This window comes from Reichenbachiella sp. (assembly GCF_039944555.1).
Taxonomy (GTDB): Bacteria; Bacteroidota; Bacteroidia; order Cytophagales; family Cyclobacteriaceae; genus Reichenbachiella.
In genome coordinates, this window is the sequence record NZ_JBDUYN010000004.1 from 75,859 (window position 1) to 99,178 (window position 23,320).

Consider the following 23,320-nt stretch of genomic DNA (forward strand, 5'->3'; position numbering starts at 1 on the left):
ATGCGGGAAAGTGAATATCTTGGCAAGATGACCATTGCAGCACCAGAAAGAAAAAAATATCTCTCAGCTCTCCTGATTTGGTTGGCTGTGCTATTTGGTATGGCGCTCTTTCAGAATTACCTACGATATGGCCATTCCGAAAAATACGATGTATGGAATTCGGTTATCTATCTGTGCATTACAATCATACTTTTTTTTCCTTTTGGGCTTTTGGCGATCAATCGATTGTTGAACCTGAAAGCAGAAAAAAGCCTACCGCTTTGGAAAATCGCCTTAATCGCCATTGGCACAATTGCCATGCATTACATTTCGGGCACGGTAGTTATGCATGTATTAGGTTTTTACGACAGCTTTTTCGAGATCAAATTTGCCAGACAGTATTTTGGTCGTGAAGCATTTTTTCATTTGCTGAGCCTTATGGCTTTGACTTATTTTGTTTTCCAGCGTATGGGCAACGTTAGAATGGTCTCAGGTTCAATTGGTCGGAAAGAACTTACACTTCAGGCCAATACAATCAGTTGGATTGAGGCCGATGATCATTATTTGAAAATTTATGCCGGTGATTTCCAGATGGTCAAACGGGCAACCTTAGAAAAAATGACCGAAGAACTAAGACCTGATTTTATTCGAATTCACCGAAGGTATCTGGTCAACCGAAAGCAAATCGTTGGTAAGGAAAAACAGCAACGCGATGAATTTGTCGTCTTAGCCTCTGGCCAACGCCTCAAAGTTGGGCGGTCCTATGCCCCACTAGAGATTTGATTTGTATTTGATTACACCCAGATAGGACAGATCCTTCATTTTAAAAACAGAATCCGGCATAGCTGGTTCAAAACCTGCAGATGTTATCACATAAATAAATCTTTGTATAAATTGATGCGCTATGACTGGCGATGTCATCAATAAAACAAACAAGGATTATAAAATGAAATCAGAACGCAATCTCATACTTTTTTTGCTCACACTACTAATACTTAGCGCTTGCTCTGAAGACAAGAAAGAAAACCCGGGCAGGCCTAATATACTGTTTATCATGGCTGATGATCATGCCTATCAGGCGATCAGCGCATATTCAGATAAATTATTGAAAACGCCCAATATCGATAGAATTGCGAATGAGGGCATGTTGTTCACCAACGCCTGTGTTACCAATTCTATTTGTGCGCCATCAAGAGCGACTATCCTTACCGGAAAGCACACACACATCAATGGGAAAATAGACAACGGTATGCCTTTCGATACCACGCAGGTGACTTTTCCACAGTTATTTCAAAAGGCTGGTTATCAAACGGCCATGTATGGTAAGTTACATTTTGGCAACAATCCGAAAGGGGTTGATGATTTTATGATTTTACCGGGACAAGGCTATTACATCAATCCCAAATTTATTACCCCAAAGGGAGATACTACCATTACAGGATATGTTACTGATATTATAACAGACCTTACCATCGAATGGTTAGACAAAAAAAGAGACAAGGATAAGCCGTTTATGATGATGTATTTGCACAAGGCACCGCATAGACCCTGGTGGCCAAGCCCCGAAAAATTCAAGGCTTTTACAAAGAAGACATTCCCAGAACCTGAGACTCTTTTTGATGACTACTCCAACAGAGGATCAGCGGCCAGAACTGCGGAAATGAATTTACTTCATCATCTCAGGTATGGTCACGACTCCAAGATAAGACCTCAGACCATCGCAGAAATGGGAGGCGTAAGCCCAGATGTCCCGCCAGTGATGTGGGATGGGATAGATGGATTTACAGGGCCCTATGGAAGGGCCAATGCAGAACAAAAAGCTTTATATGATCCTGTCATTGATTCTATCAATCTGTGGTTCAAGAACAACTGGCCAACTATGAGTGATGTAGAAAAGATGAGGTGGAAGTATCAGCGGTATATGCAAGACTACCTAGGTTCAATCTCGTCTGTGGATGACAACGTGGGTAGGGTGCTGGATTATCTCGACGAAAGCGGGTTAGCTGAAAACACCATGGTGGTATATACTTCAGACCAGGGATTTTATCTGGGAGAACATGGCTGGTTCGACAAGCGGTTTATATATGACGAATCGTTCAAAACACCACTGATGATTCGTTGGCCAAACCAAATCACCCCAGGTATGACCAATGATGAGATGGTTCAAAACCTGGATTTTGCGCAGACCTTTTTGGAAGCCGCACGAATCAATGCGCCGGAAGACATGCAGGGAGAAAGCCTGATGCCGCTCCTTAAAAAAGACCGAGCGTCGTGGAATCGTGATGCCGTATACTATCATTATTACGAATACCCGGCAGTCCACATGGTCAAACGACATTATGGCATTGTAACTAAAGAATTTAAGCTGGTTCATTTCTATTATGACGTGGACGAGTGGGAATTGTATGATCGGCTAAACGACCCTCAGGAAATGAAAAATGTCTATGAGGAAGCAGAATATGCGGGAGTTGTAAAGGAGCTAAAAACACAGCTTGCTGAGCTGAGAGTGAAGTACAAGGATTCTCAAACGCTTGATCAGAAGTACATTGAAATGACCGGAATGGAGTAGAAAGGCGCTATATTATTAATTTGGACAATCTATAAAACTAGACTTCCCATCAAGTGGTGATTTACAGATGGCAGGCACCGTAGCATTGTCCGTGTGCTTATCTTCAAAGTTTAGTGCAACAACTATTTCTACTTAAATGCAACAATGTTGCATTTATAGGTTAGCTTTGTTCCATCAACAATATTAATCGGATGGAAGAGACCAATAAGTTTGAAATAATCATAGTAGGAGGAAGTTATGCCGGGCTATCGGCTGCCATGGCCCTGGGGCGTTCGCTCAGAAAGGTGCTGGTCATAGACAGTGGGAAGCCCTGCAATGCTCAAACCCCACATTCCCATAATTTTCTTACTCAGGATGGGCAAGCTCCGGGAGAAATAGCAGCTATCGCAAAAGGGCAAGTAGAAAAGTATGATAGTGTCCAATTTTATGATGGTCTGGCAGTACAAGGTAAAAAGATTGATGAAGGCTTCGAAATATTCACTCAAAGAGGTGACACCTTCACGGCTAAGAGAATCATTTTCGCCACAGGATTAAAAGACATCATGCCGGATATCCCTGGGTATTCCGACTGTTGGGGGATTTCCATTTTGCACTGTCCCTATTGCCATGGTTATGAAGTCAGGCATCAGAAGACAGCCATTCTTGCCAATGGTGAGCATGCCAATCATTATGCTGAACTGATTTCTCATTGGACTAATGATCTCGTGATATTGACCAATGGGAAATCAACACTTACCAGCGAACAGACGCAAAAAATTCGAAGCCATGGGATTGACATCATAGAAACAGAAATTCAAAGCCTGGAACACAAAAAGGGTAAAATACAAAATGTAATTCTCAAGGACGGCTCAAGGGTTGACACCACTGCCATTTATTCCAGTCCAGAGAATGTCCAACATTGTAGTATTCCCGAACAACTGGGTTGTGAGTTTGCGGAAGAGGGCTTGATTTCTGTAGACATGTTCCAAAAAACGAGTGTCGAGGGGGTTTATGCCTGCGGTGACAACTCCGGCCTTAGGGCAGTTTCTATTGCGGTGTCGTCTGGTTCTGTAGCTGGCATTGTTGCCAATAAGGACCTGATTTCGGAAGGATTTTGATAAGTACCCGAAGCCAATGATATGATGAAAATCATTAAATAGTCGGATGAAGGTCTGTTTTTCAGGAGTTGTCTAACGTCCCATTATCTGTAAATTGGAAAGTAGTTAATGCCTTTCAGTTTACAGGTATTTAGGTGTTCAATCGTCAGACCACAACCGAAATGAGGGACAATGAAACTCGAATCAAGTTCATTAAGCATCTGCTCAGCGATATCAAAGCGCTGGAAACCATGCTTAAAGAGGGCATGATAGAAAATGATATCATTCGCATAGGAGCCGAACAAGAGTTTTGCCTGGTCAATGACCAATGGAGGCCTTCCAAATTGTCCCAGGAAGTTTTGAATTCCATCAATGACCCTCACTTCACCACAGAACTGGCCAGATACAATCTCGAGATTAATCTTGACCCTGTAGAACTGAAAAGTAATTGCTTTTCCAAAGTTGAAAGTCAATTGAGTGCCTTGCTAAAAAAAGCTGCGGCAGCTGCAAAAAAGCATCAGAACAAAGTGGTACTTACCGGTATTTTGCCAACCATTGGGAAGAAAGAATTGGGATTTGATTTCATGACTCCTTCTCCGAGATATTGGAATTTAAATGACATAGCGAAAGAACTAAGAGGTGGTGATTTCGAATTGAACCTGAGTGGTGTAGACGAGCTCTCGATCAGGCATGATTCCGTACTTTTCGAAGCCTGCAACACTAGTTTTCAGATGCACTTGCAAATTCCTTCCTTCGATTTCATATCCAGCTATAATTGGGCGCAAGCCATCTCCGGACCTGTCCTAAGTGCATGTACAAACTCTCCGCTGTTACTCGGTCGTGAGTTGTGGAGTGAAACGAGGATCGCCTTGTTTCAGCAAAGTGTAGACACACGTGGCTCCTCCCGAGCATTGAAAGATCAGCAAGCCCGAGTCACTATCGGCAACCAGTGGGCTACCGGAACGGCGGCAGATATATTTAAGAATGATGTAGCGCTTTATAAATTAATCCTAACCAAAGACATAGCCGTTGATTCGATGGATGAGTTGGCAGCCAGGAAGATTCCGTCTCTGGCTGCGTTGTGTCTACACAATGGAACCATCTATCGATGGAACCGTGCTTGCTATGGCGTGGGCAATGGTAAACCTCATTTGCGGATAGAAAACAGATACATTCCGGCTGGACCTACTGTGCTAGACCAGATGGCCAATTTTGCATTTTGGGTGGGACTGATGAAAGGAAGGCCCTCCCAATTTGACGACATGTCCAATCATATGGACTATCGGGATGCCAAATCCAATTTCATCAATGCTGCTCGAACCGGGAGAGACACTTCACTTCATTGGATGGGTCAACGACTGACGGTCGCCGATTTGGTCACTAAAGAATTGTTACCGCTGGCTTATGAGGGTCTGAAGAAAATGAATATTGACAAAAAGGACACTGAGAAATTATTGGGAGTGATTGAGCAGCGCGTAAAAGGACAAACTGCATCGAAATGGCTAATCAAGAACTATCGCAACCTCTGCAAAGAGCTGAAAAAAGACGACGCACTCCTGACCGTCACCAAAGGCATTTATGACAATCAACAGAAAGCAAACCTGCCTATACATCAATGGCCCATGCTTGAAAACAATCATGAAAGACCACCTACGGCACACCTTGTTGGACATATCATGTCTACCCGGCTTTTTGTGGTCAATGAGAATGATCTGGCCGAATTGGCTACCAGCGTGATGGAATGGAAAGACATTCATCATGTGCCGGTAGAGAATCATGCAGGTGATATGTGTGGTCTGCTGACCTCGACACATATCGAGCGATACAAAAAAATGGAGGCCATAGATGAGGACCTTATGGTGGCTGATATCATGACGAAAGATGTGGTAACTGTGCAGGCGGATACCAAGATAAAAAAGGCCATCCAATTGATGAAAAAACTGGAATACGGATGTATGCCCGTCGTTCAAGGCAAGCATTTGGTAGGTATCATAACCATCAAAGACGTAATTCCCTTCGACGATGATTAAAGTGCATAATAAGGCCCTTAATCGAACGATTGAAACAGGGCGGATCATCGGACATATTGAAGGTCGTAAGAAGGGTCCCACTGTCATTTTTTTTGGTGGTATGCATGGCAACGAGAACTCTGGTGTGTTTGCCTTACATCAGGTGTTGGCGGATCTGCAACACAAAAAAAAGCAAATCAATGGCCACATTTACGGCATTACCGGTAATCTACGTGCCCTGGAAAAAGGCCAACGCTATTGCACCGAAGATCTCAATCGCCTATGGACAGCAGATCGCATTAAAATTTTAGAAACCGGTGAAGTAGGCGATCTTCAGGACGAAAAACTGGAGCAATATGAAATACACCAAACCCTGAGGAGTATTATGAGTGAGAGAGAAGGGCCCTTTTACTTTATGGACCTGCATACCACCTCGAGCGAAACCATTCCATTTATTGTGGTCAACGATAGCTTGCTCAACAGAAAGTTCACCGAACAATACCCTGTGCCCATGATTTTGGGAGTGGAAGAATATCTGGATGGCCCAATACTTAGCCACATCAACGAGTTGGGATACGTCTCTTTTGGTTATGAAGCGGGTCAGCACGATGATCTGGCCTCTTATCAGAATCAAATCGCCTTTATCTATCTGAGTTTGGTTTTTTCAGAAATCATTGGTCAGGAAGAGATCGATTATTTTCATTACTACCAGCAACTCGCCAAAACTTCCGCTACCTCAAGGGATATTTTTGAGATCCGTTTTAGATTTAGGATACATGAAGGGGATAGATTTGAGATGCGTCCCGGTTTTGTCAATTTCCAAAAAGTGAAGAAAGGTGAGGAGATGGCCATTAGAAACGGCAAAACAGTGATCGCTTCTCATACGGGAAGAGTTTTCATGCCGCTCTATCAAAGTCAGGGCAAAGAGGGCTTTTTTGAAATAAAAAAAGTTCATCCCTTTTTTCTGCGCTTGTCGGCCGTGCTGCGCAAGACCAAATTGGCTCATATCCTCCCCCTGCTTCCCGGTATCAAGTGGCAATCGGCCAGTTATGATGCCTTAGTAGTCAATTTGAAAATCGCTCGGTTTTTCACCAAACCATTTTTGCATCTGCTCGGCTATCGCAGCAAACAGGTAAACAGAACTCATTTGACTATTAAAAATCGAGAGGCCTCATCCAGAACGGATGAGTACGATGCCGATTGGAATAACTAGACGGTGACGACACAATTCATATGGCACTCCTTTAGTCATTCTCATTTTATTAATTAAACAAAAGTTAATGAAATATGGTTTATATGATATACTTTTGTTAATGATATGGAAACTTTAGGATCACTAGAAGAAATCGTGTTGATGATTTTGCTCAAACACGAGAAATGTAGCGGTGTCGAGATTGGGAGGTATCATGACGAGGCGCTGAACAAATCTATTTCCCTGCCAGCCATTCACGTAGTACTCAAGCGAATGGAGAAAAAGGGCTGGGTCGAATCAGAATTTGGCCTACCAACGGCTGAGCGTGGAGGAAGAAGGCAGCGGATATATCGAGCGACTTCCTCAGGTCGGGTGGTAGTAAAGGAAATACATGAAGCCAAAGTAAAACTTTGGAGCGGTGTTTCACCTGCGTTAGAATATGTCAGTATTTAAACCACCAAATTGGATGGACAGGCTTTTGGTCAGGCTGTGTCCAAATGATTTGCTGGAAGAAATCCAGGGAGATCTACACGAGGCCTTTGTTTGGCGATGCAAGAACCTGTCTGTGGCGTACGCCAAAAGAAAATTCCTTCTGGAGGTCTTAATGGTTTCTAAATTCTATAAACCAAAAATGATGAAAAACTCAAAATTAGCATTACTCAACAATTACCTGAAAACAGGATTGCGCTTTCTATGGAAAACACGAAAGTACGCTGGGATCAACATTATAGGATTAACAGTAGGTATCACTGTTTGCTGGATGTGTTTTTTCTATCTCTACGATGAGATGACTTTCGACCGATTCAATAAGAATCGAGATCGCCTTTATCGTGTTACACAGGAGGTTATGATAGAAGGTGATTTACTCAAATTCGATGGTGGGTCATACATAATGGGGGAGGTATTTCCTGCCAATATCCCACAAATAGATGGCATGTCAAGATTCAAAAGTGCCTATGGTATTGTGAAGATGAATGAAGAAAACATGTTTCAATACATGCACTTTGCAGATGCTGATATTTTCCGAATGCTCGATTTTAATATACTGGAAGGTAGTTATCTGGACTTTGGTTCGCCAGACAATATCCTGATTAGTGCACGCATGGCCAGAACTCTCAACGTAGGCCTGGAAGAGATTACAATTCATTTTAGAAATCAGGATAAGCGCTTCAATATTATTGGCATTTATCAGGACCTCCCACACAATAGTACGGTACGACCTAAATTCATTTTACCGTTTGCCTATTATGCCACACGAGCGGAAAAAGAGCGGCTTAAAAACTGGCATGATTTCAATATGAATGCACTAATAATGCTCAAGGACGCGGCAGATAAAGGCCTGGTGGAAGCGCAAATGACTGCCTTGGCAACGGCCGATGCTGAGGAGGGCAGCGGAGAAAAAATGACTCTCCAGCCCTACTCACAAATACATTTGGATACTACCTATCGCAACGGGAATGGACTGAGACCAACGGCAGATATGGACATTCTTTGGATAGCGGGAATTGTGGGTTTGCTCTGTCTGTTGATCAGTGCAATCAATTATTCCAACTTCTCTTTGGGAAACTATATCGTTCGCTCCAAAGAGGTTGCCGTACGCAAAGTCATAGGTGCTCATCAGCAGTCTGTTTTTAGCCAGTTTATCTGTGAATCATTTTTGAGTACGACGATAGCTGCTATTGTTTCGTTGTTGCTGTTGTTGGGCATACTGCCATTTTTTGCCGAATTCATGAATAAGGGTTATCTCACTTTCGAAGATTTGTTTCAACCCGATCTCATCATTGGTGGTTTGTCAGTCCTATTGGTGATTACCTTGATAGCCGGCCTCTATCCTGCCATCGTACTATCAGGTTTTAAAGTGAACGATGCCCTTCGTGGCAAAGAGAAAATAGGTAAAGGAAGTTTGCTCAGCAGGTTTTATTTGACGATCCAATTCGGATTGGCCATCTTTCTCATCATAGGCATGTTGGCAGCCACCAGGCAATTTGATTATCTGATAGATTTCGATTTGGGTTATGAAGACGAAAATGTAGTCACCCTGGGTGTTACCAATTTCGATAAAGAACGGTTAGAAAGATTTGAAGCTGCCTTGAGCGCCATTCCAGGTGTTCAGCGCTTTGCTTCCAATTCCGGCTACAACGGTACCGATTTTGTCTATCAAGAAAACCGCTATAGCACGCGTCATATAGTCGTCTCACCCGAGTTTGTACCTACATTAGGGATTGAGATACTTCAAGGCAGAAATTTCGACCCGGATCTGGCGACAGACATCAACAACAGTGTCATCGTCAATGAAACTCTGGTAAAAATGCTGGGTTTGCCCGATCCTTTAGGGACTGTCCTGCCATTTAGTTATGGAGAGTTCAAAAATCCAACAATCATTGGAGTGGTCAAAGATTTTCATTTTTACTCCCCCAAGTATGAGAAGATGCCTTTGGTCATGTATCAGTCACCGCAGTATGTCATTCAAAACATTTTGGTCAAACTGGATGCGTCTGCAGGTAGTGATCCTCTCTATCATATAGAAAAGGCATGGAGGGAAGCCTACGATCCGTATCCTTTTGAGGTGATCTGGTTGAATGACCACAATGAGGCCGAAATGGCCGTAGAAGAACGGGTCAAAAAGATCGCCACTACGGGCTCATTAATTGCCGTATTTCTGGCTGCACTTGGGTTAATGAGTATGGTAGGAACGCACGTCAATCAGCGAATGAAAGAGATTAGCATCCGTAAAATCAGTGGCGCTTCACCCGCACACTTATATGGTCAGTATGCGCGGAAATTTGCGGTTTGGATCGTAGGTGGATTTGTGCTGGGTTGCCTGCCTGCGTACTACTATGTGTCTGAGTGGTTGGATGATTATCCAAGCCGAATTGAGTTGTCCTGGGACTTTGCGCTGATCGCGCTTGGTATCTGTACGATGGTTTTTGTGACCACGCTTGTCATCCAACTCACCAAAGTCATCCGTGCGAATCCAGTGGTGTTCTTAAGGGATGAGTAAGTAGAGTTTTCCAGGTATTAAGATGGTCGCTATGATCTTTTGGGTCATTGACATATGTTATGGTCAATTGTGTAAAGCAGCACGCTTATATTTAACCCATGATAATTTGCTCTCACTCTAATTCGTTATCTTCATGACAGTTTCGAATCTGAATCAAATCTATTGTCAGATCCGAATCGTTATTATCCCAATGGATAAAGTAAAAATTACAAGACGTTAATCTTTTTGATCGATGAAACAGATACTCATTAGCCTATTCATTTTGACAAGTTCTTTTTCAACTCATGCCCTATCTGTTGAAAATAAGGAACCAGGTATTCTAGCATCCGATAGTCTGGAGTTTGTACATACCAAACGAAACGAGAAGGTTACGGTCAAAGAAGGGATGAATTTAGATATCCTTACTCATGACAAAGAAAAAATTATGGGAGAGTTTAAAAGAGCATCAAAAGACAGCATCATGCTAAAACAGAGAGGAAATACTATTGCAATAGCAATAACAAATATCAAACACGTTACGGTTTACCCTCATTCCAACGTGATGAATAGTGTGCTGGGAATTGCTGTTGGAGGAGCGAGTGCTACTTCTTTGACTTTAGGTGGCGCCGCTTTGATAGGTGGGATTGCTACTCTTGGTAACAGTGTTGTACTTGGTGTTGGTTTGCTGGGTATTAGTGTCCCGCTGATTTATTATGGATTAGATCTCTATTTCATGCTAAAAAAAGCGGGTCGCAGGAAGATCAAGCTAAATAAAGGGTGGAGGGTGTTGACTCCTGGATCCGGCCAATAATATTCAATGTTGGAAATGTTTTGCTTTTGATCGATTGGACACGTGATTTAACCTCCTTGTTCTCCTCCCTGATTTTTCCTATCTTACTATCTGCGGTTCCTAACCGAACCCTCCCGCCGCATTCCTGAGAAAAATTAAGGCAAAAAGTACTTGATGATATTCGATAACAATGGTTACAAATGACCAAAATCGAATATCTCTCATTTTAAGAGACTTGATTTAAATAATTTGAAAGTTGTATAACAAACATTAATGTGTGTTATACAATTGTAATGGATCACAACTTTCACCGCACATATAAAACTAAGAATCATGTTTGATGGTAAGAATTCTAAAAAAATTGAATACCTAGAGGAAGAAAGATTGAAGATCTGGGAACGTTTAACAATTCTGGAAAAAAGAATTGAGGAAAAGCCTTCAGACATTGAAAAAGACGCAAAACAAGCTTCAAAAAGGGCCGCTGAGTTTAGAAATAAAACAGAGGAACGTTTAAACCAAGCTACTGAGATTCTAGAACGAATTACAAGCACAGAGTTGTTTCTGAATGACAAAGCTGAATCAATCTCAAAAACAAAGGAGGAAATCGATATCCTTAATCAGGGTTCTCTTGAATCTAGTAATATCGTCAACGAGCGAAGTGAGAAACTAATAAACTCACTAAATATAATAACAGAAGTACTAGAAAATCACCCAGAATTAGAAACAGAGGCAGAAGAACTAGAAAGCTTACTTTCTAACATTCAAGAAAGTGCAAGCAAAGCTACCACGACATACAAAGGGATACTTGCTAAGAAATCTGAAATTGATGAGTTACACCGAGAGATTATTGGCTATGAAGATGAAGATGAAGATGGTGAGACAGTAACTGTAGAAGGCTTAAAATCCGAACTCGAAATAGCATATAGTGAGCTGAAAGAAAATGCCAAGATACTCGACACCCAGATAGAAGCCTTAAGAACCTACAGTAAAGAGCAGTACGACAATTTTATCGAAGAAAATCAGAAGGAAATTGACGGTGCGAAGGAAGAAGCCAAGAATGAATACAACGAAATCAATAAGCGAATTTCATCTTTGTTACCAGATGCTTTAACTGCTGGATTAAGTTCTGCTTTTGTTGCTAAGAAAAAAGAAGAAGAAGAACTATTTAAAGAATATAAGGTGAGTTTTAGTAAAGGGATTATGTATTTATCACTGGTTTCAATCCTGCCAATTGCAATAAGTGTATTCTTCCTTTCAACCGGATCAACTTTGATTGAAGTAGTAGAGCGGTCACCAAAAGTAATTTTGTCATTTATGCCGCTTTACATCCCGTTGATTTGGACTACAATTTCTGCAAACAAAAAGGTTAACTTATCGAAAAGACTAATTGAAGAATACTCTCATAAGCAAGTACTTGGCATGACCATTGAAGGACTGTCGAATCAAATAGAAGAAATAGAGGATAGTGATTTATCAGAAGAACTTAGGGTCAAACTTCTTTACAACTTCCTTAGTGTTACCAACGAGAACCCAGGCAAATTGATATCTGATTATCAGAAATCTGACAACCCTATTTTAAACATGCTGGATCGTGACAAAAACAAAGACAAATCAATAGTTAAGACCATAGAAGATCAGACAAAAGACATTATTGAAACAGCGGCCGATGAAGTTGAAGATGGAATTGTAAACTCCGCAAAAAACGCAGCGAATCAATAAGACTCATGCCAAATGCTATGAATGAATGGGGTTTTATCGGTCAGGATAATTTAGTGGGGATTGGAAACTCCCCCACAATTAATAAATTTAAAACAAGGCGTGGCTATGTGTGGCTGGAAAGGTTAGTACTTTCTAACCCCCACTCATCATTATCGGCAAGGCGAATAGACTCAACCAACAGAAAGACAAGTGACTGAATATGATATTTGAAAAGGGACATTTTAGAAGTTCACGATTGGAGAAATCTTTCATTAATGAGTCTTTAAATAAAATCAAGACCTTTAGTGCTAAGAGTACCTATGACACGAAGACAACGTTATTTCTCTCTCATAAGCACAAAGATCTTGAAGAAATTGAAGAAGCAACAGGAGTAATTGAGTTATTAGAAGATTTAGGAGTTAAAGTTTATATTGATAGTATGGACAATAAAATGCCAGACCAAACATCTGGTGACACAGCAGCTAGAATTAAAGAAGTAATTAAATATTGTGACAAATTCATTTTGCTTGCAACAGCAAAAGCAATTGAATCATATTGGTGTAACTGGGAGCTTGGAATTGGGGATGTTCATAAATTCCAAAAACACATTGCAATTTTACCTGTAAAAGAAAAAGGACAGTATAATCATCAATATAAAGGTAATGAGTATTTGCAGATATACCCTCATATTGACTATGAAGGTGGAACAGCGAAATATACAAATGGCAAGATAATTCCCAAAGGTTATTATGTAGCTAAACCGCGAAATAAAGAAGGAATTAGAATCATCACTTCACTAAAAACTTGGCTAAATCAAAGGTAGATGAAAACTAAGTATCAAATAATCAAAATTGGTTCTGACAATCCTTTCTACAAAGAGGTAATGGATACTTTGTATCATCATACTGCTGAACTTGGTTTAGAAAAGGAATCAATTATTGAAATTGATGAAACCAATTTCAATACTGAATACAAGGGTAGTGCTCCGACATTTTGCCTTTACTTCGGAAGCGATTCAGATTCTTTCAAAAACATTGATTTACTTGAAATTTTAATCAAAGATGCCAACTTGATACTACCTATTGCCTCTGACTTAGCAAAGTTTAGTTCTCAAATTCCAACGGAATTAGGAAATGTAAATGGGTTTGAATTGGCGACAAGTAATGATATTGAAAAACTCGTTTCGTGCATATTAGAAGGACTAAGTTTGTTGCGACTTTCTCGAAGGCTATTCATTAGTTACAAAAGAGACGAATCTTCAACTGTTGCGATACAGTTGTTTGAGCAACTAGAAAAAAACGGCTTTGATGTTTTCCTTGACACACATAGTATTCGGCCCGGAGAGCCATTTCAAGAGGAACTTTGGCATAGAATGGCTGATACAGATGTAGTTGTTTTATTAAATACACCTGGATTTTTAAATAGCAATTGGACAACGCAAGAGTTGGCTAAAGCGAACTCTATGTCAATTGGTATTTTGCAGGTGATTTGGCCATCGCATAAACTTGAAAGAGATGCAGAATTAAGTATCCCTCTTCAATTAAGTGATTCCGATTTCGGGAACAAAATCTTTAAAAAAACAACGAGTTATCTGAACCCAATCACAATTTCAAATATCATTAGCCAAGTTGAATCGCTACGGGCAAGAAGTTTAGCGTCAAGACAAGACAATATTATTACTGAATTCATTGCATCATCTAATCGAGTTGGCAAAAAGGCTGACTTGCAATCGGAAAAATTCATCACAATTAAACGAAGTGATGGTAAAGAATTGGTGATTATTCCAACAGTTGGTGTTCCGCAAGCATTTACCTACAACCAATCCGAAGAACTAGTAGTGAGAATTAAATCTAAAAATGTTGCAGGTGCATTCTTACTTTTTGACCATAGAAACATTAGAGAAAAATGGATTAAACATTTGGATTGGTTAGACAATTATCTTCCAGTAAAAACAATTAAAATCGTTAAAGCAGAAGAATGGCTAAAGACAATTTAAATAAAGTGTTTTTGTCTGCAAGTATTCCTTATCCAGACAGAGATAAGAAATTCTATGATACTGCTGATATTGTTTCTATAAGAGATGCAGTTCGCGCATTGGCAACTGTTGTAATTCCGAAAGCTCATTTGATTTGGGGAGGCCACCCTTCTATCACACCCTTAATAAGGTTTGTATTGGAAAGAATGGATATTGATTTGAAAAAGCATGTTACATTATATCAATCATTGTTTTTTGAAGACAAATTTCCGAAAGATAATTTTGCTTTTGAAAATATTGTCTTAACACCAAAAGAAGAGGGCTTAGTCGAAAGTTTGGCAACAATGAGAAAATCACTTATAGAAGATAATGAATTTAAAGTTGGAGTGTTCATTGGTGGCATGGAAGGTATTAATGATGAATATGAAATTTTTGTAAAAGCACATCCTGAAGCAATTATTCTTCCAATGGCAAGTACTGGTGCCGCTTCCAAATTCCTCTATGACAGATTTGAACAAAACCTAGACAAAAGACTTTTGAAAGATTATGCTTATATGGCCTTGTTTAGAGATTTTTTAAAGGATTTCATTTAAGATAAATAGATTAAAAATACAGCAATCAATTAATAAAATAAATATGGCCATTAAAAGACAAATTTTCTACAGTTTCCATTATGGGAATGACGTAATGCGTGTGCAACAAATTAGAAACATCGGAGCATTAGAAGACAATAAGCCTGTTTCAGCCAATGATTGGGAAACAGTAAAAAAAGGAGGGAACAAAGCAATTGAAAAATGGATTGATGATAACATGAGTTATAAAAGTTGTGTTGTTGTCCTCATAGGTGAAGAAACTCATAAAAGACCTTGGGTAAAACATGAAATAAAGAAAGCTTGGACAGATGGCAAAGGATTGGTTGGAATACATATACATAACTTAAAAGACCCAAAAACTGGAAAATGTTCTAAAGGAACAAATCCGTTTGAACAATTCACTTTTAAGGATGGCACAAAATTATCATCTAAAGTGAAATGTCATTCCCCTAGTGTAGCAAGTGCGTATAATGACATAAAAGAAAATATGGAGGAATGGATTGAACAGGCAATAGCTGCGAGAAAATAAAACCCAGCCGATAACAAGGGCTAAGAAAACATAGGAGTTTGGTGGCTATCGGAAGTTCAGTACTTCTAGAAAGTCCGCTAATCCAAAATTTTGATAATGAAAAAGGGAAGTAAATTATAAAAATATTTGGCTTGGCTAATGAGAGAACTGAAAGGGTAGCATTTAAAACTCCCCTACGTTTATTAGCCAGACGTTACTTCCCCGGTTTCAGCTGACTGCGTAACTCAAGGTAAAAATCTAGTGCTAATTCATGGGCGGTTCGGGTATCATAAAGGTCAACTTTATCCGCATAAGAATCCATAATCCTGTAATACCACCCCCATAAATCGTCACTACGATTTTCGAATCCCATAAGAGATAGAATCACAACTCCTAAATCGATGCAGAAAAGCGAGTGATCAAACCCAACACGGTCCAACTCCTTGGTAAATTTTGTTCCTTGCAATTCTTTTTTGATTAGGAATAGGATCAAATCCTGATTGGAGGATAATTTGAAAAATGGGAGATTTCCGACTTCTACTTTCATGACCCTTGAACTTTTCCATCTACACTTTGAACGATCAACGCTTTATACTCCTGTAATAAAGATTCATGTTGCTTAAGAAAATTTGAGTCAAGTAAAAGATGTCCTAAAAGTTTGTAAACTGATTTCAAGTTTTCCTTCAACAACTCATCACAATCATTGATTTGGATTTCTCCTAAAATGCCAAGCAGTCCTTTTTGATAATCATATAATTCACAGATTCCTGGGACTGATATGTTGACTTCTAATGTGTTTTTGTTTTGATTATATGAGACCATGTTTCAATATTTTATTGTCAATTATACAGAATAAATTGACAATAAAAAATAGATTTGAAGAGTATCTTCACATTAGTCATATTAATTCATATAATTATGCAGATTAACATGAAATTGAATGACAAAACTTGGAGTATATTTAGATAGAAAGGCAGTTAATAAATCACATATCTCTCGCAGAACAGGAATTAGCAAACAGAGGCTAAGTGAACTTTCAATAAACGAAGCCACCAAACTGCGAGCGGATGAGCTTTATCTGATAGCTCAAGCAATTGAAGCCAATCCTTGTGAACTACTTGAGCATGTTTGCGGTCATCTAAACTTAAGTGACGAGAGATAAAGGACCCTTATCGTGGCATTACCCCTTTCAACCAATCCTTCGTAAAATTTAATTGACATGCCCCTTTACCTTAAAATGTACAACAACCCTAATACACTTCTCTCATGACCCAACAACACTACGACAAGCTTGAGCGCATGTATCTTGGAGCCAATGTCAACACCCAAATATTTGATACGACTACAGTCCGGATTTCCGAAAGAAAAGCTGAAATAGGCCTTACCGTTACAGAAAAATATTTTCACGCCCTGGGTGCTATGCACGGGTCAGTGTACTTTAAACTTTTGGACGATGCCGCTTTTTTTGCTGTCAATTCTATTGTGACGGATGCCTTTGTGCTGACCACCTCATTCAATATCAACCTCATCCGGCCCGTAAGCAGTGGAAAGATCAAAGCCATCGGTCAGGTACGATTCGAATCCAAAAATATTTACACAGCTGAGTCTACATTATACAATGAGGCAGGCAAAGAAATCGCTTTCGGTACCGGCAATTTTGCGAAAAGCAAGATTGGATTGACAGAAGAAATTGGGTACAAATAGGTTGCTCTGCCTTACTTCTTCAACCAATCTTTGGTAATGCTATTGAGCGTGCGGACTTTGAAGTCGAAGTTGCCGTGTAGCTTTTCACGAATCTTGTTCATGTTTTGAAGCACCTCGTCGATCGTTTCCGGGATGGACTCATTCAGATATTCCTTGATACGCTTGGCCACAGTCGGTGACTTGCCGTTGGTAGAGATAGCGATTTTGAGGTCTCCTTTTTTCACCACAGAGCCGAGATAGAAATCGCACAGCTCAGGCTTGTCAGCCACGTTCACCATGAGTCCTCTGGCCTTGGCCATATCGCGGATCAATTCGCTCGTGCGGGTATTGTCAATGCCAACGATGACCAATTCTATGTCTTCCAGATCGTAGGGTCTGAATTCGCGTTCAATCAGTTTTACGTTCGGGTGATCTTTAGCCAGATCACGCACTTCATCGCTGATTTCTTTGGCCACCAGGCGAATGCTGGTAGAGGGACTATTTCTCAGCACCGAGGTCAATTTCTCAAGACCCACGTTGCCTCCTCCTACGACGAGAAGGTGGAGCTGTTCCAGTTTGAAAAATACTGGAAAAAGGTTATTACCATTTTTCATGATTGTGGGGTTTACTTAGATAAAACGATTTTATCTAATGTGCTGTTTAACTTTTCCTTACCTAAAGCTACTGTTTCTCCGATTACAATAATAGCTGGAGACCCGATATTATTTTTTAATGTTAACGCTTGTAGATTACTGACAGTTCCAATCACCATTTTTTCGTCAGCTCTTGAGCCGTTTTGTATGATCGCAGCAGGTGTTTCAGACTTGCCGTTCTTTGCGTAGATGTCTAATATTTCCGGCAACTTTTTCACTCCCATCAGGATTACACTCGTGGCAGACGACTTTGCGGCATGCTGAATGTCCGCAGACAATTGTCCACTTTTGGTGGTGCCAGTCATCACCCAAAAACTTTCATTGATGCCCCTTCTGGTTAGAGGAATCTGATTGAGTGCTGGCACAGAAATGGCGCTGGTGACACCCGGCACCAAATCTACAAGTAGCCCATGTTTCTCTGCGTACTCAAGTTCTTCATGTCCCCGTCCGAACACATAGGGATCTCCACCTTTCAATCTCACCACATGACCATGTTTGATGGCATGATCAACGATCATTTGATTGATCACATGCTGTTGATAGTGGTGCAGCCCTGCACGTTTGCCTACAAATACCTTTTTGGTATGGGGTAAACAAAAATCCAAAAGTTCTTCATTGGCCAATGCATCGTATAGGACCACATCTGCAGTCTTCAAAGCTTTGATACCTTTTAAGGTTATCAAATCCGGATCGCCCGGACCAGCGCCGACTAGTGTCAATTTTGGAACTTTTGGATTTTCCATTTTAGTTGTGTTTATGCTGGCTCTTCGACCAACTGATTCTTTTGTACTTCTTTGATTCGATCTAGAAACTTAGCCGCATCTTCCCGATAGGCAGTCGCAAATGCTGCTGAAGGTTCGTTTTGATTTATTCTCAAAACAAAATCCTTGAAGGAGCCACCAGTCAATCCATTGAAGTCCTGACCAAACTCTTCATCAAAAGCTTTCATGACACTGACTTGGTTATTTACTGTAATGCCCTTATCTACCAACAAGGCTTTAGCTCCATTGATAAATACAGTGTACGAATGATAAATAGCATCGGCAATATTTCCACCATCGAAAGCTTCCTGCGACCAGGTGTGCTTTTCTTCCGCCTCAAACATCAAGGTAGAGAATAAATCGATAATGACACCAGCACATTCACCCACTTCTGTCTCTACTTCAAATTGCTCGTCCTTACCCCAGTCAATGTAGTCTGAAGGTTGCAAGCTTTCCAGGTCCGCCAGGAATTTTAGCAGTTGATAAAAATAGTCCTTGCCTTGTCTTCTGAAGTAATCATAGTAGTACTCTCCTTCGTTTCCGTTTTCTTCATAATCATTGAATAAGACTCGAAGAACATCGGGCGTTCTCTTACTAGGTACCTTGATTACTTTCTCAGCGAGAAAGCCGTCACCATTGTTGCCTAGTCCGCCACCTAATAACACTTGTACAGCAGGGATTGTTTTTTTGTTTACTTTGTGTCTCAGCGAAGAACCATGGAACCCAATCGAAGCAATCGCATGCTGACCACATGAGTTAGGACAACCACTGATTTTGATGTGGAGATCATTGTTTTTGATCAACTCAGGATATTCTTTTTCAATCACTTTTTCAAGTTCGAGCGCTACTCTTGTGCTGTTGGAAATACCCAAATTACAAGTGTCGGTTCCCGCACAAGCCATGATATCACCTGTACTGTTGAACCCCGGATCAGCCAGATTCAAAGCATCCAATTCTGCGTAAAGCGATTTCAAGCTCTCTTCTTTCACAAATCGAAGGAGATAGCCCTGATTGACTGTCACACGAATATCGTCTGCTGCATATTTCAAAACTACATCACCGAAGGCGTGAGCTTTTTCCCAATTCATATCTCCGTTTGGCAATTTGATAGAAACACCGAAGTAACCTTCTTGCTTTTGCTCGAATACGTTGGTGTTTCTCCATGCTTCATATTTTTCCTGATCTACGATCGCCTTATCGGAGAAGACCGGGTTTTCCGGTAGCCTGGGCTGACCCAGTAAATTTTTAACCACATAAGACTGTGTGCTGAGTGCTTTTCTTTCTTCTTCCACCAATCGCATCACTTCGTCTATTCCGATTTCTGAAATCAAGAATTTGAAACGGGCTTTCATTCTTCTTTTTCTTTCACCAAAGCGATCGAATACGCGAAGTAGGGCTTCGGTGAATGGGATCATTTGATCTTCTGCTAAGAAATCAAAGGCCTTTTGTGCAGCCACAGGTTGTGCACCAAGGCCGCCACCGATCATCACTTTAAATCCTCGAATGTCTTTTCCTCCTTCTTTCTTCAGCTTCGGGATAAATCCAATGTCATGGATAAAAGAAATACCTGTGTCTTTTTCACTGGACGAAAATGAGATCTTGAACTTTCGGCCCATTTCCTGGCAAACCGGATTTCTTAAGAAATACTTAAACAGAGCATGTGCATAAGGAGATACGTCAAACGGCTCATCCTTATCAATGCCGGCTACTGGAGAAGCGGTTACATTTCTCAAGGTGTTTCCGCAGGCCTCGCGCAAAGTAATATCGTCTTGCTCAAGCTTGGCCCAAAGTTCCGGGGTACGATCGAGGCTTACATAATGCACTTGAATGTCTTGACGGGTGGTGGCGTGCAGATTACCTCCACCATATTCGTTGGAAATATCTGCAATTCTTCTCAGCTGCTTCACCGTCATTTTACCGAAAGGTATTTTGATACGAACCATCTGGTTGCCAGGTTGACGTTGTCCGTAGACACCACGTGCCAATCTCAGACTTCTGAATTTGTCAGGATCAATTTTTCCTTCACGAAAAATCTGAATTTTGTCTGCCAGGGCAATGATGTCTTTTTGGACGGTTGGGTTGTCTAGATTTTCAAGTTCCGTTCTAAAACTTTGCATGGTATATTCTGATTTTAGTCCAATAAAAAAGCCTCTCCTGATTTCTCGGGAGAGGCTTTTTAATGTTTTATTGTTATCTAATTAACTTCTTCTTATCAATAATTCATTAAATGTATATCTCCCGCTATATGAAAGCATACAGCAACAACACATCCAACAGATGTTCATTATTGAGATAGTATTTAATGTTGTCTTGTTCATTTCCTTATGTCCGGAAGTGTTTCCTTCAACGAGGTTTATCAATTCAGGGTTCAAAGATAGAAGGGAAATTTCTTTCAACGTCTGTTTTTGACAAAAAGTGAATCGCTCGGTTAATTATTTAACAAAATCGCAACAGAACGTGAGATTTATTACCGAATGTGCAAGCCATGATTTTTTTAAGCTGAGATTTGTATCAAATATCATTGGTACGAGTAGGGTTGATGAGCAACTCCTCGTCCCATAGTTGACATCAGTTAAAATTCGCTACTATGAACCTGAAAGTCTTATTTGTTTTAATCGGTTGTATATGGGGCCAGCATGCATTAGGTCACGAACTCAATTTTGGACTCTTCGACTTGTACGAAAAGGAAAATTTGTTTTACATGGAAATCCGCCTGGACAAAGTCAATACCTTGAAGGCGATTGGTATAGATGACTACAGTCAAAATATACAATCACTGCAGTGCGAGCTGACGGAATATCTTAATGAAAACATCGAGCTCCAAATAAACAACATGAAGACTTGGCTCAAGTACACGGAAATTTCTTCAACTGAGGATGTGGTGGTGATTTTAGCGAAAGTGATTGCCCCACACCAACCCGTATCTGAGATTCAAATCCGTAACACGATTTTGCTATCCGAAGTGGATACACAGACCAATATCATAAAAACATATTTTCACGAAAGAAATAGGTCCTTTCGCTTGAACGCCGACAGGACATCAACTTTAATCAAATATTAGCAATGAAAAATTTAATTAATCAACAGATATTGTATGCTCTTTTCTTACTGAGCATCGCGTTTGCTTGTACTGAGGATGAACCCGGAAGTACGAATAATTCCCCAACCCTCTCAGAGTCACTTGGAAATTTGTCTCTGGCAACCGGATTTGAAACATTTGACATTTTGTTGTCGGACGTGTTTACTGATGAAGACGGTGATAATATCACGCTTACCGTTGAGTCAAGTGATGAAGAAGTAGCGCTGGCTGAAATCAATGGACAAACGCTAACCCTTATCGAGGTGGGAAATGGATCTACTACCATCTCTGTGACTGCAACAGACGTAGATGGAGGTAGCGCTACAGCTCAATTTACTCTAAGTATCGGGGACAATAGTTCTCCTACAGTGGCTAACGCAATTTCGGATCAATCTTTAGATGCCGGATTCAGTGCTGCTACTGTTGAGTTGGCCAATGTCTTTAATGATGCAGATGGTGACAATCTGTCGTATGCCGCTTCAAGTAGTGATCAAGCTGTAGCTACGGTAAGTATCACAGGAACTACGCTTACGATCACTGAGGTGTCTGCCGGAACGACGAACGTGACAGTGACTGCATCAGACCCAAGCGAAGCTTCTATTTCGGATGTTTTCAAGGTGGAGGTTAGTGAGACAATTTCCGCAACTGATATTTTTACTTTTTCCAATCAGGACGGAAATAGTCTGACCATAGACTCATGGACGGCAGTTGATGGTGCAGATGGATATGCAATTGTCATCAATACAGAAGATAGTTTTACTAATCTTACCAATGGTGAAAACGATCCGGCAAGTACCAGCTACAATGGAGTTGGAGAGCAATTAATTTATAATGGAACCTCCATCTCACCTTTGAATATTACGATTTTGGAAGTGGAGAAATCTTACTATTTCAAATTAGTTCCATATACGGGAAGCCACGTCTATGACAATCAATTAGACTCAGAAGAGGGAACTACAACTACATGCTCCTATTCAAGTACCAGCATAAGCCAAGTTTGTTTTTCAATTAGCGGTGACATAAGAACCATATCATCCAATCAATACCCAAGTCATGCTGTGGGTAGCTTCCCTAATGCGGATCCAACGGCCATTGAATCTACTCATGGTATAGATTTGACTCCTGAGAAGGCTGGCAGTATTACTTACGTCTATGATGAAACAGGAGGGCCTACTCCATCAAACGACAAATTTTATCAATTTGGTGTTGCCGTGAATGGGATAGAATTTCATCCTATGGGACTGAAACCATGGGAAAACCCGGATACCGGCGAGGAGAATTGGGAATGGCAAGCCAAAGTAACGGAAGAGGATGATACCGGATTAGATGCGTATGGAGCACACGTCACATCAGCTGGTAACTACCATTATCATGGAGATATTGTAGCGTTGGCCGATGAAGAAGACGGTAGCAGACATTCATTGATTTATGGGTTTGCCGGAGATGGGTTCCCTATTTATTACAAGTATGGTTATACAGATGAAAATGACCCAACATCAGCGATCAAAGAGCTTAAATCCAGTTATCAATTGAGATCAGGAAGCCGACCTGGTGACGGTACTACGGCTCCGGATGGAACCTATGACGGGTTTTATATTCAGGATTTTGAATACATGGCCAATGTCGGAAACCTCGATGAATGTAATGGACGCACCGGTGTGACACCTGAGTATCCTAATGGGACCTATTATTATGTTATTACTGCTGATTTCCCTGTTACCCCAAACTGTTTTGTGGGCACGCCAGATGATGAATGGAAAATAGGAAAATAGGAT

22 protein-coding genes are annotated in these 23,320 nt (G+C 40.6%); 17 read left to right on the top strand and 5 right to left on the bottom strand.

Annotation, left to right across the window (positions count from 1 at the left end):
- Nucleotides 1-27 precede the first annotated feature (27 nt).
- The 13 genes from ABJD64_RS01820 to ABJD64_RS01880 all read left to right on the top strand — a co-directional run bounded on the left by ABJD64_RS01820 (nucleotide 28) and on the right by ABJD64_RS01880 (nucleotide 15,390).
- Complete coding sequence (locus ABJD64_RS01820; protein ID WP_348176806.1) at nucleotides 28-762, top strand: LytTR family DNA-binding domain-containing protein; 735 nt, start codon at nucleotides 28-30, stop codon at nucleotides 760-762.
- 163 nt (nucleotides 763-925) lie between these two features.
- Nucleotides 926-2,548: a sulfatase gene (locus ABJD64_RS01825; RefSeq protein WP_348176808.1), complete on the top strand. Its 1,623-nt coding sequence runs from the start codon at nucleotides 926-928 to the stop codon at nucleotides 2,546-2,548.
- Nucleotides 2,549-2,739: 191 nt separating this feature from the next.
- Nucleotides 2,740-3,645, top strand: a complete 906-nt coding sequence (locus tag ABJD64_RS01830) for an NAD(P)/FAD-dependent oxidoreductase (RefSeq protein WP_348176810.1) — start codon at nucleotides 2,740-2,742, stop codon at nucleotides 3,643-3,645.
- A gap of 161 nt (nucleotides 3,646-3,806) precedes the next feature.
- Nucleotides 3,807-5,654: a CBS domain-containing protein gene (locus ABJD64_RS01835; protein ID WP_348176812.1), complete on the top strand. Its 1,848-nt coding sequence runs from the start codon at nucleotides 3,807-3,809 to the stop codon at nucleotides 5,652-5,654.
- Nucleotides 5,647-6,846: a succinylglutamate desuccinylase/aspartoacylase family protein gene (locus tag ABJD64_RS01840; RefSeq protein ID WP_348176814.1), complete on the top strand. Its 1,200-nt coding sequence runs from the start codon at nucleotides 5,647-5,649 to the stop codon at nucleotides 6,844-6,846. Before ABJD64_RS01835 ends, ABJD64_RS01840 begins: the two co-directional genes overlap by 8 nt.
- Nucleotides 6,847-6,951: 105 nt before the next feature.
- Nucleotides 6,952-7,278 carry a PadR family transcriptional regulator gene (locus ABJD64_RS01845; protein ID WP_348176816.1) on the top strand — a complete coding sequence of 109 codons (327 nt, stop codon included), beginning with the start codon at nucleotides 6,952-6,954 and terminating at the stop codon, nucleotides 7,276-7,278.
- On the top strand, nucleotides 7,265-9,826 hold the full coding sequence (locus tag ABJD64_RS01850; protein WP_348176818.1) for an FtsX-like permease family protein: 2,562 nt from the start codon (nucleotides 7,265-7,267) through the stop codon (nucleotides 9,824-9,826). The genes ABJD64_RS01845 and ABJD64_RS01850 overlap by 14 nt, the downstream gene beginning before the upstream one ends.
- A gap of 232 nt (nucleotides 9,827-10,058) precedes the next feature.
- Nucleotides 10,059-10,616, top strand: a complete 558-nt coding sequence (locus tag ABJD64_RS01855; RefSeq protein ID WP_348176820.1) for a hypothetical protein — start codon at nucleotides 10,059-10,061, stop codon at nucleotides 10,614-10,616.
- A 312-nt stretch (nucleotides 10,617-10,928) separates the two neighbouring features.
- A complete protein-coding gene (locus ABJD64_RS01860) occupies nucleotides 10,929-12,314 on the top strand; it encodes a hypothetical protein (protein WP_348176822.1) in 1,386 nt (461 codons plus the stop codon).
- A 199-nt stretch (nucleotides 12,315-12,513) separates the two neighbouring features.
- Nucleotides 12,514-13,116, top strand: coding sequence for a toll/interleukin-1 receptor domain-containing protein (locus ABJD64_RS01865; protein WP_348176824.1), 603 nt, complete (start codon nucleotides 12,514-12,516; stop codon nucleotides 13,114-13,116).
- Entirely contained in the window at nucleotides 13,117-14,289 is a 1,173-nt protein-coding gene (locus ABJD64_RS01870) for a toll/interleukin-1 receptor domain-containing protein (RefSeq protein WP_348176826.1), read from the top strand.
- Nucleotides 14,271-14,861, top strand: a complete 591-nt coding sequence (locus ABJD64_RS01875) for a hypothetical protein (protein WP_348176828.1) — start codon at nucleotides 14,271-14,273, stop codon at nucleotides 14,859-14,861. The genes ABJD64_RS01870 and ABJD64_RS01875 overlap by 19 nt, the downstream gene beginning before the upstream one ends.
- 43 nt (nucleotides 14,862-14,904) lie before the next feature.
- Complete coding sequence (locus ABJD64_RS01880) at nucleotides 14,905-15,390, top strand: TIR domain-containing protein (protein WP_348176830.1); 486 nt, start codon at nucleotides 14,905-14,907, stop codon at nucleotides 15,388-15,390.
- Nucleotides 15,391-15,583: 193 nt separating this feature from the next.
- On the opposite strand, the gene ABJD64_RS01885 is transcribed toward ABJD64_RS01880, so the two are convergent.
- Together ABJD64_RS01885 and ABJD64_RS01890 are read right to left on the bottom strand one after the other, a co-directional pair.
- Nucleotides 15,584-15,916 (bottom strand): hypothetical protein, encoded by a 333-nt coding sequence (locus ABJD64_RS01885; protein WP_348176832.1) that lies wholly within the window; start codon nucleotides 15,914-15,916, stop codon nucleotides 15,584-15,586.
- On the bottom strand, nucleotides 15,913-16,191 hold the full coding sequence (locus tag ABJD64_RS01890; protein WP_348176834.1) for a hypothetical protein: 279 nt from the start codon (nucleotides 16,189-16,191) through the stop codon (nucleotides 15,913-15,915). Before ABJD64_RS01890 ends, ABJD64_RS01885 begins: the two co-directional genes overlap by 4 nt.
- A 118-nt stretch (nucleotides 16,192-16,309) precedes the next feature.
- Here ABJD64_RS01890 and ABJD64_RS01895 point away from each other — a divergent pair, with 118 nt between their 5' ends.
- Nucleotides 16,310-16,531 (top strand): helix-turn-helix transcriptional regulator, encoded by a 222-nt coding sequence (locus ABJD64_RS01895; RefSeq protein ID WP_348176836.1) that lies wholly within the window; start codon nucleotides 16,310-16,312, stop codon nucleotides 16,529-16,531.
- Nucleotides 16,532-16,635: 104 nt separating this feature from the next.
- Complete coding sequence (locus ABJD64_RS01900; RefSeq protein ID WP_348176838.1) at nucleotides 16,636-17,073, top strand: PaaI family thioesterase; 438 nt, start codon at nucleotides 16,636-16,638, stop codon at nucleotides 17,071-17,073.
- Between the two features lie 11 nt (nucleotides 17,074-17,084).
- On the opposite strand, the gene ABJD64_RS01905 is transcribed toward ABJD64_RS01900, so the two are convergent.
- The 3 genes from ABJD64_RS01905 to ABJD64_RS01915 are packed head-to-tail and all read right to left on the bottom strand — an operon-like array spanning nucleotide 17,085 to nucleotide 20,583.
- Nucleotides 17,085-17,666 carry a bifunctional precorrin-2 dehydrogenase/sirohydrochlorin ferrochelatase gene (locus ABJD64_RS01905; RefSeq protein ID WP_348176840.1) on the bottom strand — a complete coding sequence of 194 codons (582 nt, stop codon included), beginning with the start codon at nucleotides 17,664-17,666 and terminating at the stop codon, nucleotides 17,085-17,087.
- 11 nt (nucleotides 17,667-17,677) lie between these two features.
- Nucleotides 17,678-18,448, bottom strand: coding sequence for a uroporphyrinogen-III C-methyltransferase (gene cobA / locus ABJD64_RS01910; protein WP_348176842.1), 771 nt, complete (start codon nucleotides 18,446-18,448; stop codon nucleotides 17,678-17,680).
- An 11-nt stretch (nucleotides 18,449-18,459) separates the two neighbouring features.
- Nucleotides 18,460-20,583: a nitrite/sulfite reductase gene (locus tag ABJD64_RS01915; RefSeq protein ID WP_348176844.1), complete on the bottom strand. Its 2,124-nt coding sequence runs from the start codon at nucleotides 20,581-20,583 to the stop codon at nucleotides 18,460-18,462.
- A gap of 470 nt (nucleotides 20,584-21,053) precedes the next feature.
- Between ABJD64_RS01915 and ABJD64_RS01920 the strand changes: the two genes are divergently transcribed.
- Nucleotides 21,054-21,527, top strand: a complete 474-nt coding sequence (locus tag ABJD64_RS01920) for a DUF6702 family protein (protein WP_348176846.1) — start codon at nucleotides 21,054-21,056, stop codon at nucleotides 21,525-21,527.
- A 2-nt stretch (nucleotides 21,528-21,529) separates the two neighbouring features.
- The gene (locus tag ABJD64_RS01925) at nucleotides 21,530-23,317 is read left to right on the top strand and encodes a YHYH protein (protein WP_348176848.1); all 1,788 of its coding nucleotides are present in this window, start codon (nucleotides 21,530-21,532) and stop codon (nucleotides 23,315-23,317) included.
- Nucleotides 23,318-23,320 lie beyond the last annotated feature (3 nt).

What these genes read in the sequence shown, in the direction of transcription:
- ABJD64_RS01820 (WP_348176806.1), top strand. Translation starts at nt 28, where the DNA reads ATGACCATTGCAGCACCAGAAAGAAAAAAATATCTCTCAGCTCTCCTG.
- ABJD64_RS01825 (WP_348176808.1), top strand. Translation starts at nt 926, where the DNA reads ATGAAATCAGAACGCAATCTCATACTTTTTTTGCTCACACTACTAATA.
- ABJD64_RS01830 (WP_348176810.1), top strand. Translation starts at nt 2,740, where the DNA reads ATGGAAGAGACCAATAAGTTTGAAATAATCATAGTAGGAGGAAGTTAT.
- ABJD64_RS01835 (WP_348176812.1), top strand. Translation starts at nt 3,807, where the DNA reads ATGAGGGACAATGAAACTCGAATCAAGTTCATTAAGCATCTGCTCAGC.
- ABJD64_RS01840 (WP_348176814.1), top strand. Translation starts at nt 5,647, where the DNA reads ATGATTAAAGTGCATAATAAGGCCCTTAATCGAACGATTGAAACAGGG.
- ABJD64_RS01845 (WP_348176816.1), top strand. Translation starts at nt 6,952, where the DNA reads ATGGAAACTTTAGGATCACTAGAAGAAATCGTGTTGATGATTTTGCTC.
- ABJD64_RS01850 (WP_348176818.1), top strand. Translation starts at nt 7,265, where the DNA reads ATGTCAGTATTTAAACCACCAAATTGGATGGACAGGCTTTTGGTCAGG.
- ABJD64_RS01855 (WP_348176820.1), top strand. Translation starts at nt 10,059, where the DNA reads ATGAAACAGATACTCATTAGCCTATTCATTTTGACAAGTTCTTTTTCA.
- ABJD64_RS01860 (WP_348176822.1), top strand. Translation starts at nt 10,929, where the DNA reads ATGTTTGATGGTAAGAATTCTAAAAAAATTGAATACCTAGAGGAAGAA.
- ABJD64_RS01865 (WP_348176824.1), top strand. Translation starts at nt 12,514, where the DNA reads ATGATATTTGAAAAGGGACATTTTAGAAGTTCACGATTGGAGAAATCT.
- ABJD64_RS01870 (WP_348176826.1), top strand. Translation starts at nt 13,117, where the DNA reads ATGAAAACTAAGTATCAAATAATCAAAATTGGTTCTGACAATCCTTTC.
- ABJD64_RS01875 (WP_348176828.1), top strand. Translation starts at nt 14,271, where the DNA reads ATGGCTAAAGACAATTTAAATAAAGTGTTTTTGTCTGCAAGTATTCCT.
- ABJD64_RS01880 (WP_348176830.1), top strand. Translation starts at nt 14,905, where the DNA reads ATGGCCATTAAAAGACAAATTTTCTACAGTTTCCATTATGGGAATGAC.
- ABJD64_RS01885 (WP_348176832.1), bottom strand. Translation starts at nt 15,916, where the DNA reads ATGAAAGTAGAAGTCGGAAATCTCCCATTTTTCAAATTATCCTCCAAT.
- ABJD64_RS01890 (WP_348176834.1), bottom strand. Translation starts at nt 16,191, where the DNA reads ATGGTCTCATATAATCAAAACAAAAACACATTAGAAGTCAACATATCA.
- ABJD64_RS01895 (WP_348176836.1), top strand. Translation starts at nt 16,310, where the DNA reads ATGACAAAACTTGGAGTATATTTAGATAGAAAGGCAGTTAATAAATCA.
- ABJD64_RS01900 (WP_348176838.1), top strand. Translation starts at nt 16,636, where the DNA reads ATGACCCAACAACACTACGACAAGCTTGAGCGCATGTATCTTGGAGCC.
- ABJD64_RS01905 (WP_348176840.1), bottom strand. Translation starts at nt 17,666, where the DNA reads ATGAAAAATGGTAATAACCTTTTTCCAGTATTTTTCAAACTGGAACAG.
- cobA (WP_348176842.1), bottom strand. Translation starts at nt 18,448, where the DNA reads ATGGAAAATCCAAAAGTTCCAAAATTGACACTAGTCGGCGCTGGTCCG.
- ABJD64_RS01915 (WP_348176844.1), bottom strand. Translation starts at nt 20,583, where the DNA reads ATGCAAAGTTTTAGAACGGAACTTGAAAATCTAGACAACCCAACCGTC.
- ABJD64_RS01920 (WP_348176846.1), top strand. Translation starts at nt 21,054, where the DNA reads ATGAACCTGAAAGTCTTATTTGTTTTAATCGGTTGTATATGGGGCCAG.
- ABJD64_RS01925 (WP_348176848.1), top strand. Translation starts at nt 21,530, where the DNA reads ATGAAAAATTTAATTAATCAACAGATATTGTATGCTCTTTTCTTACTG.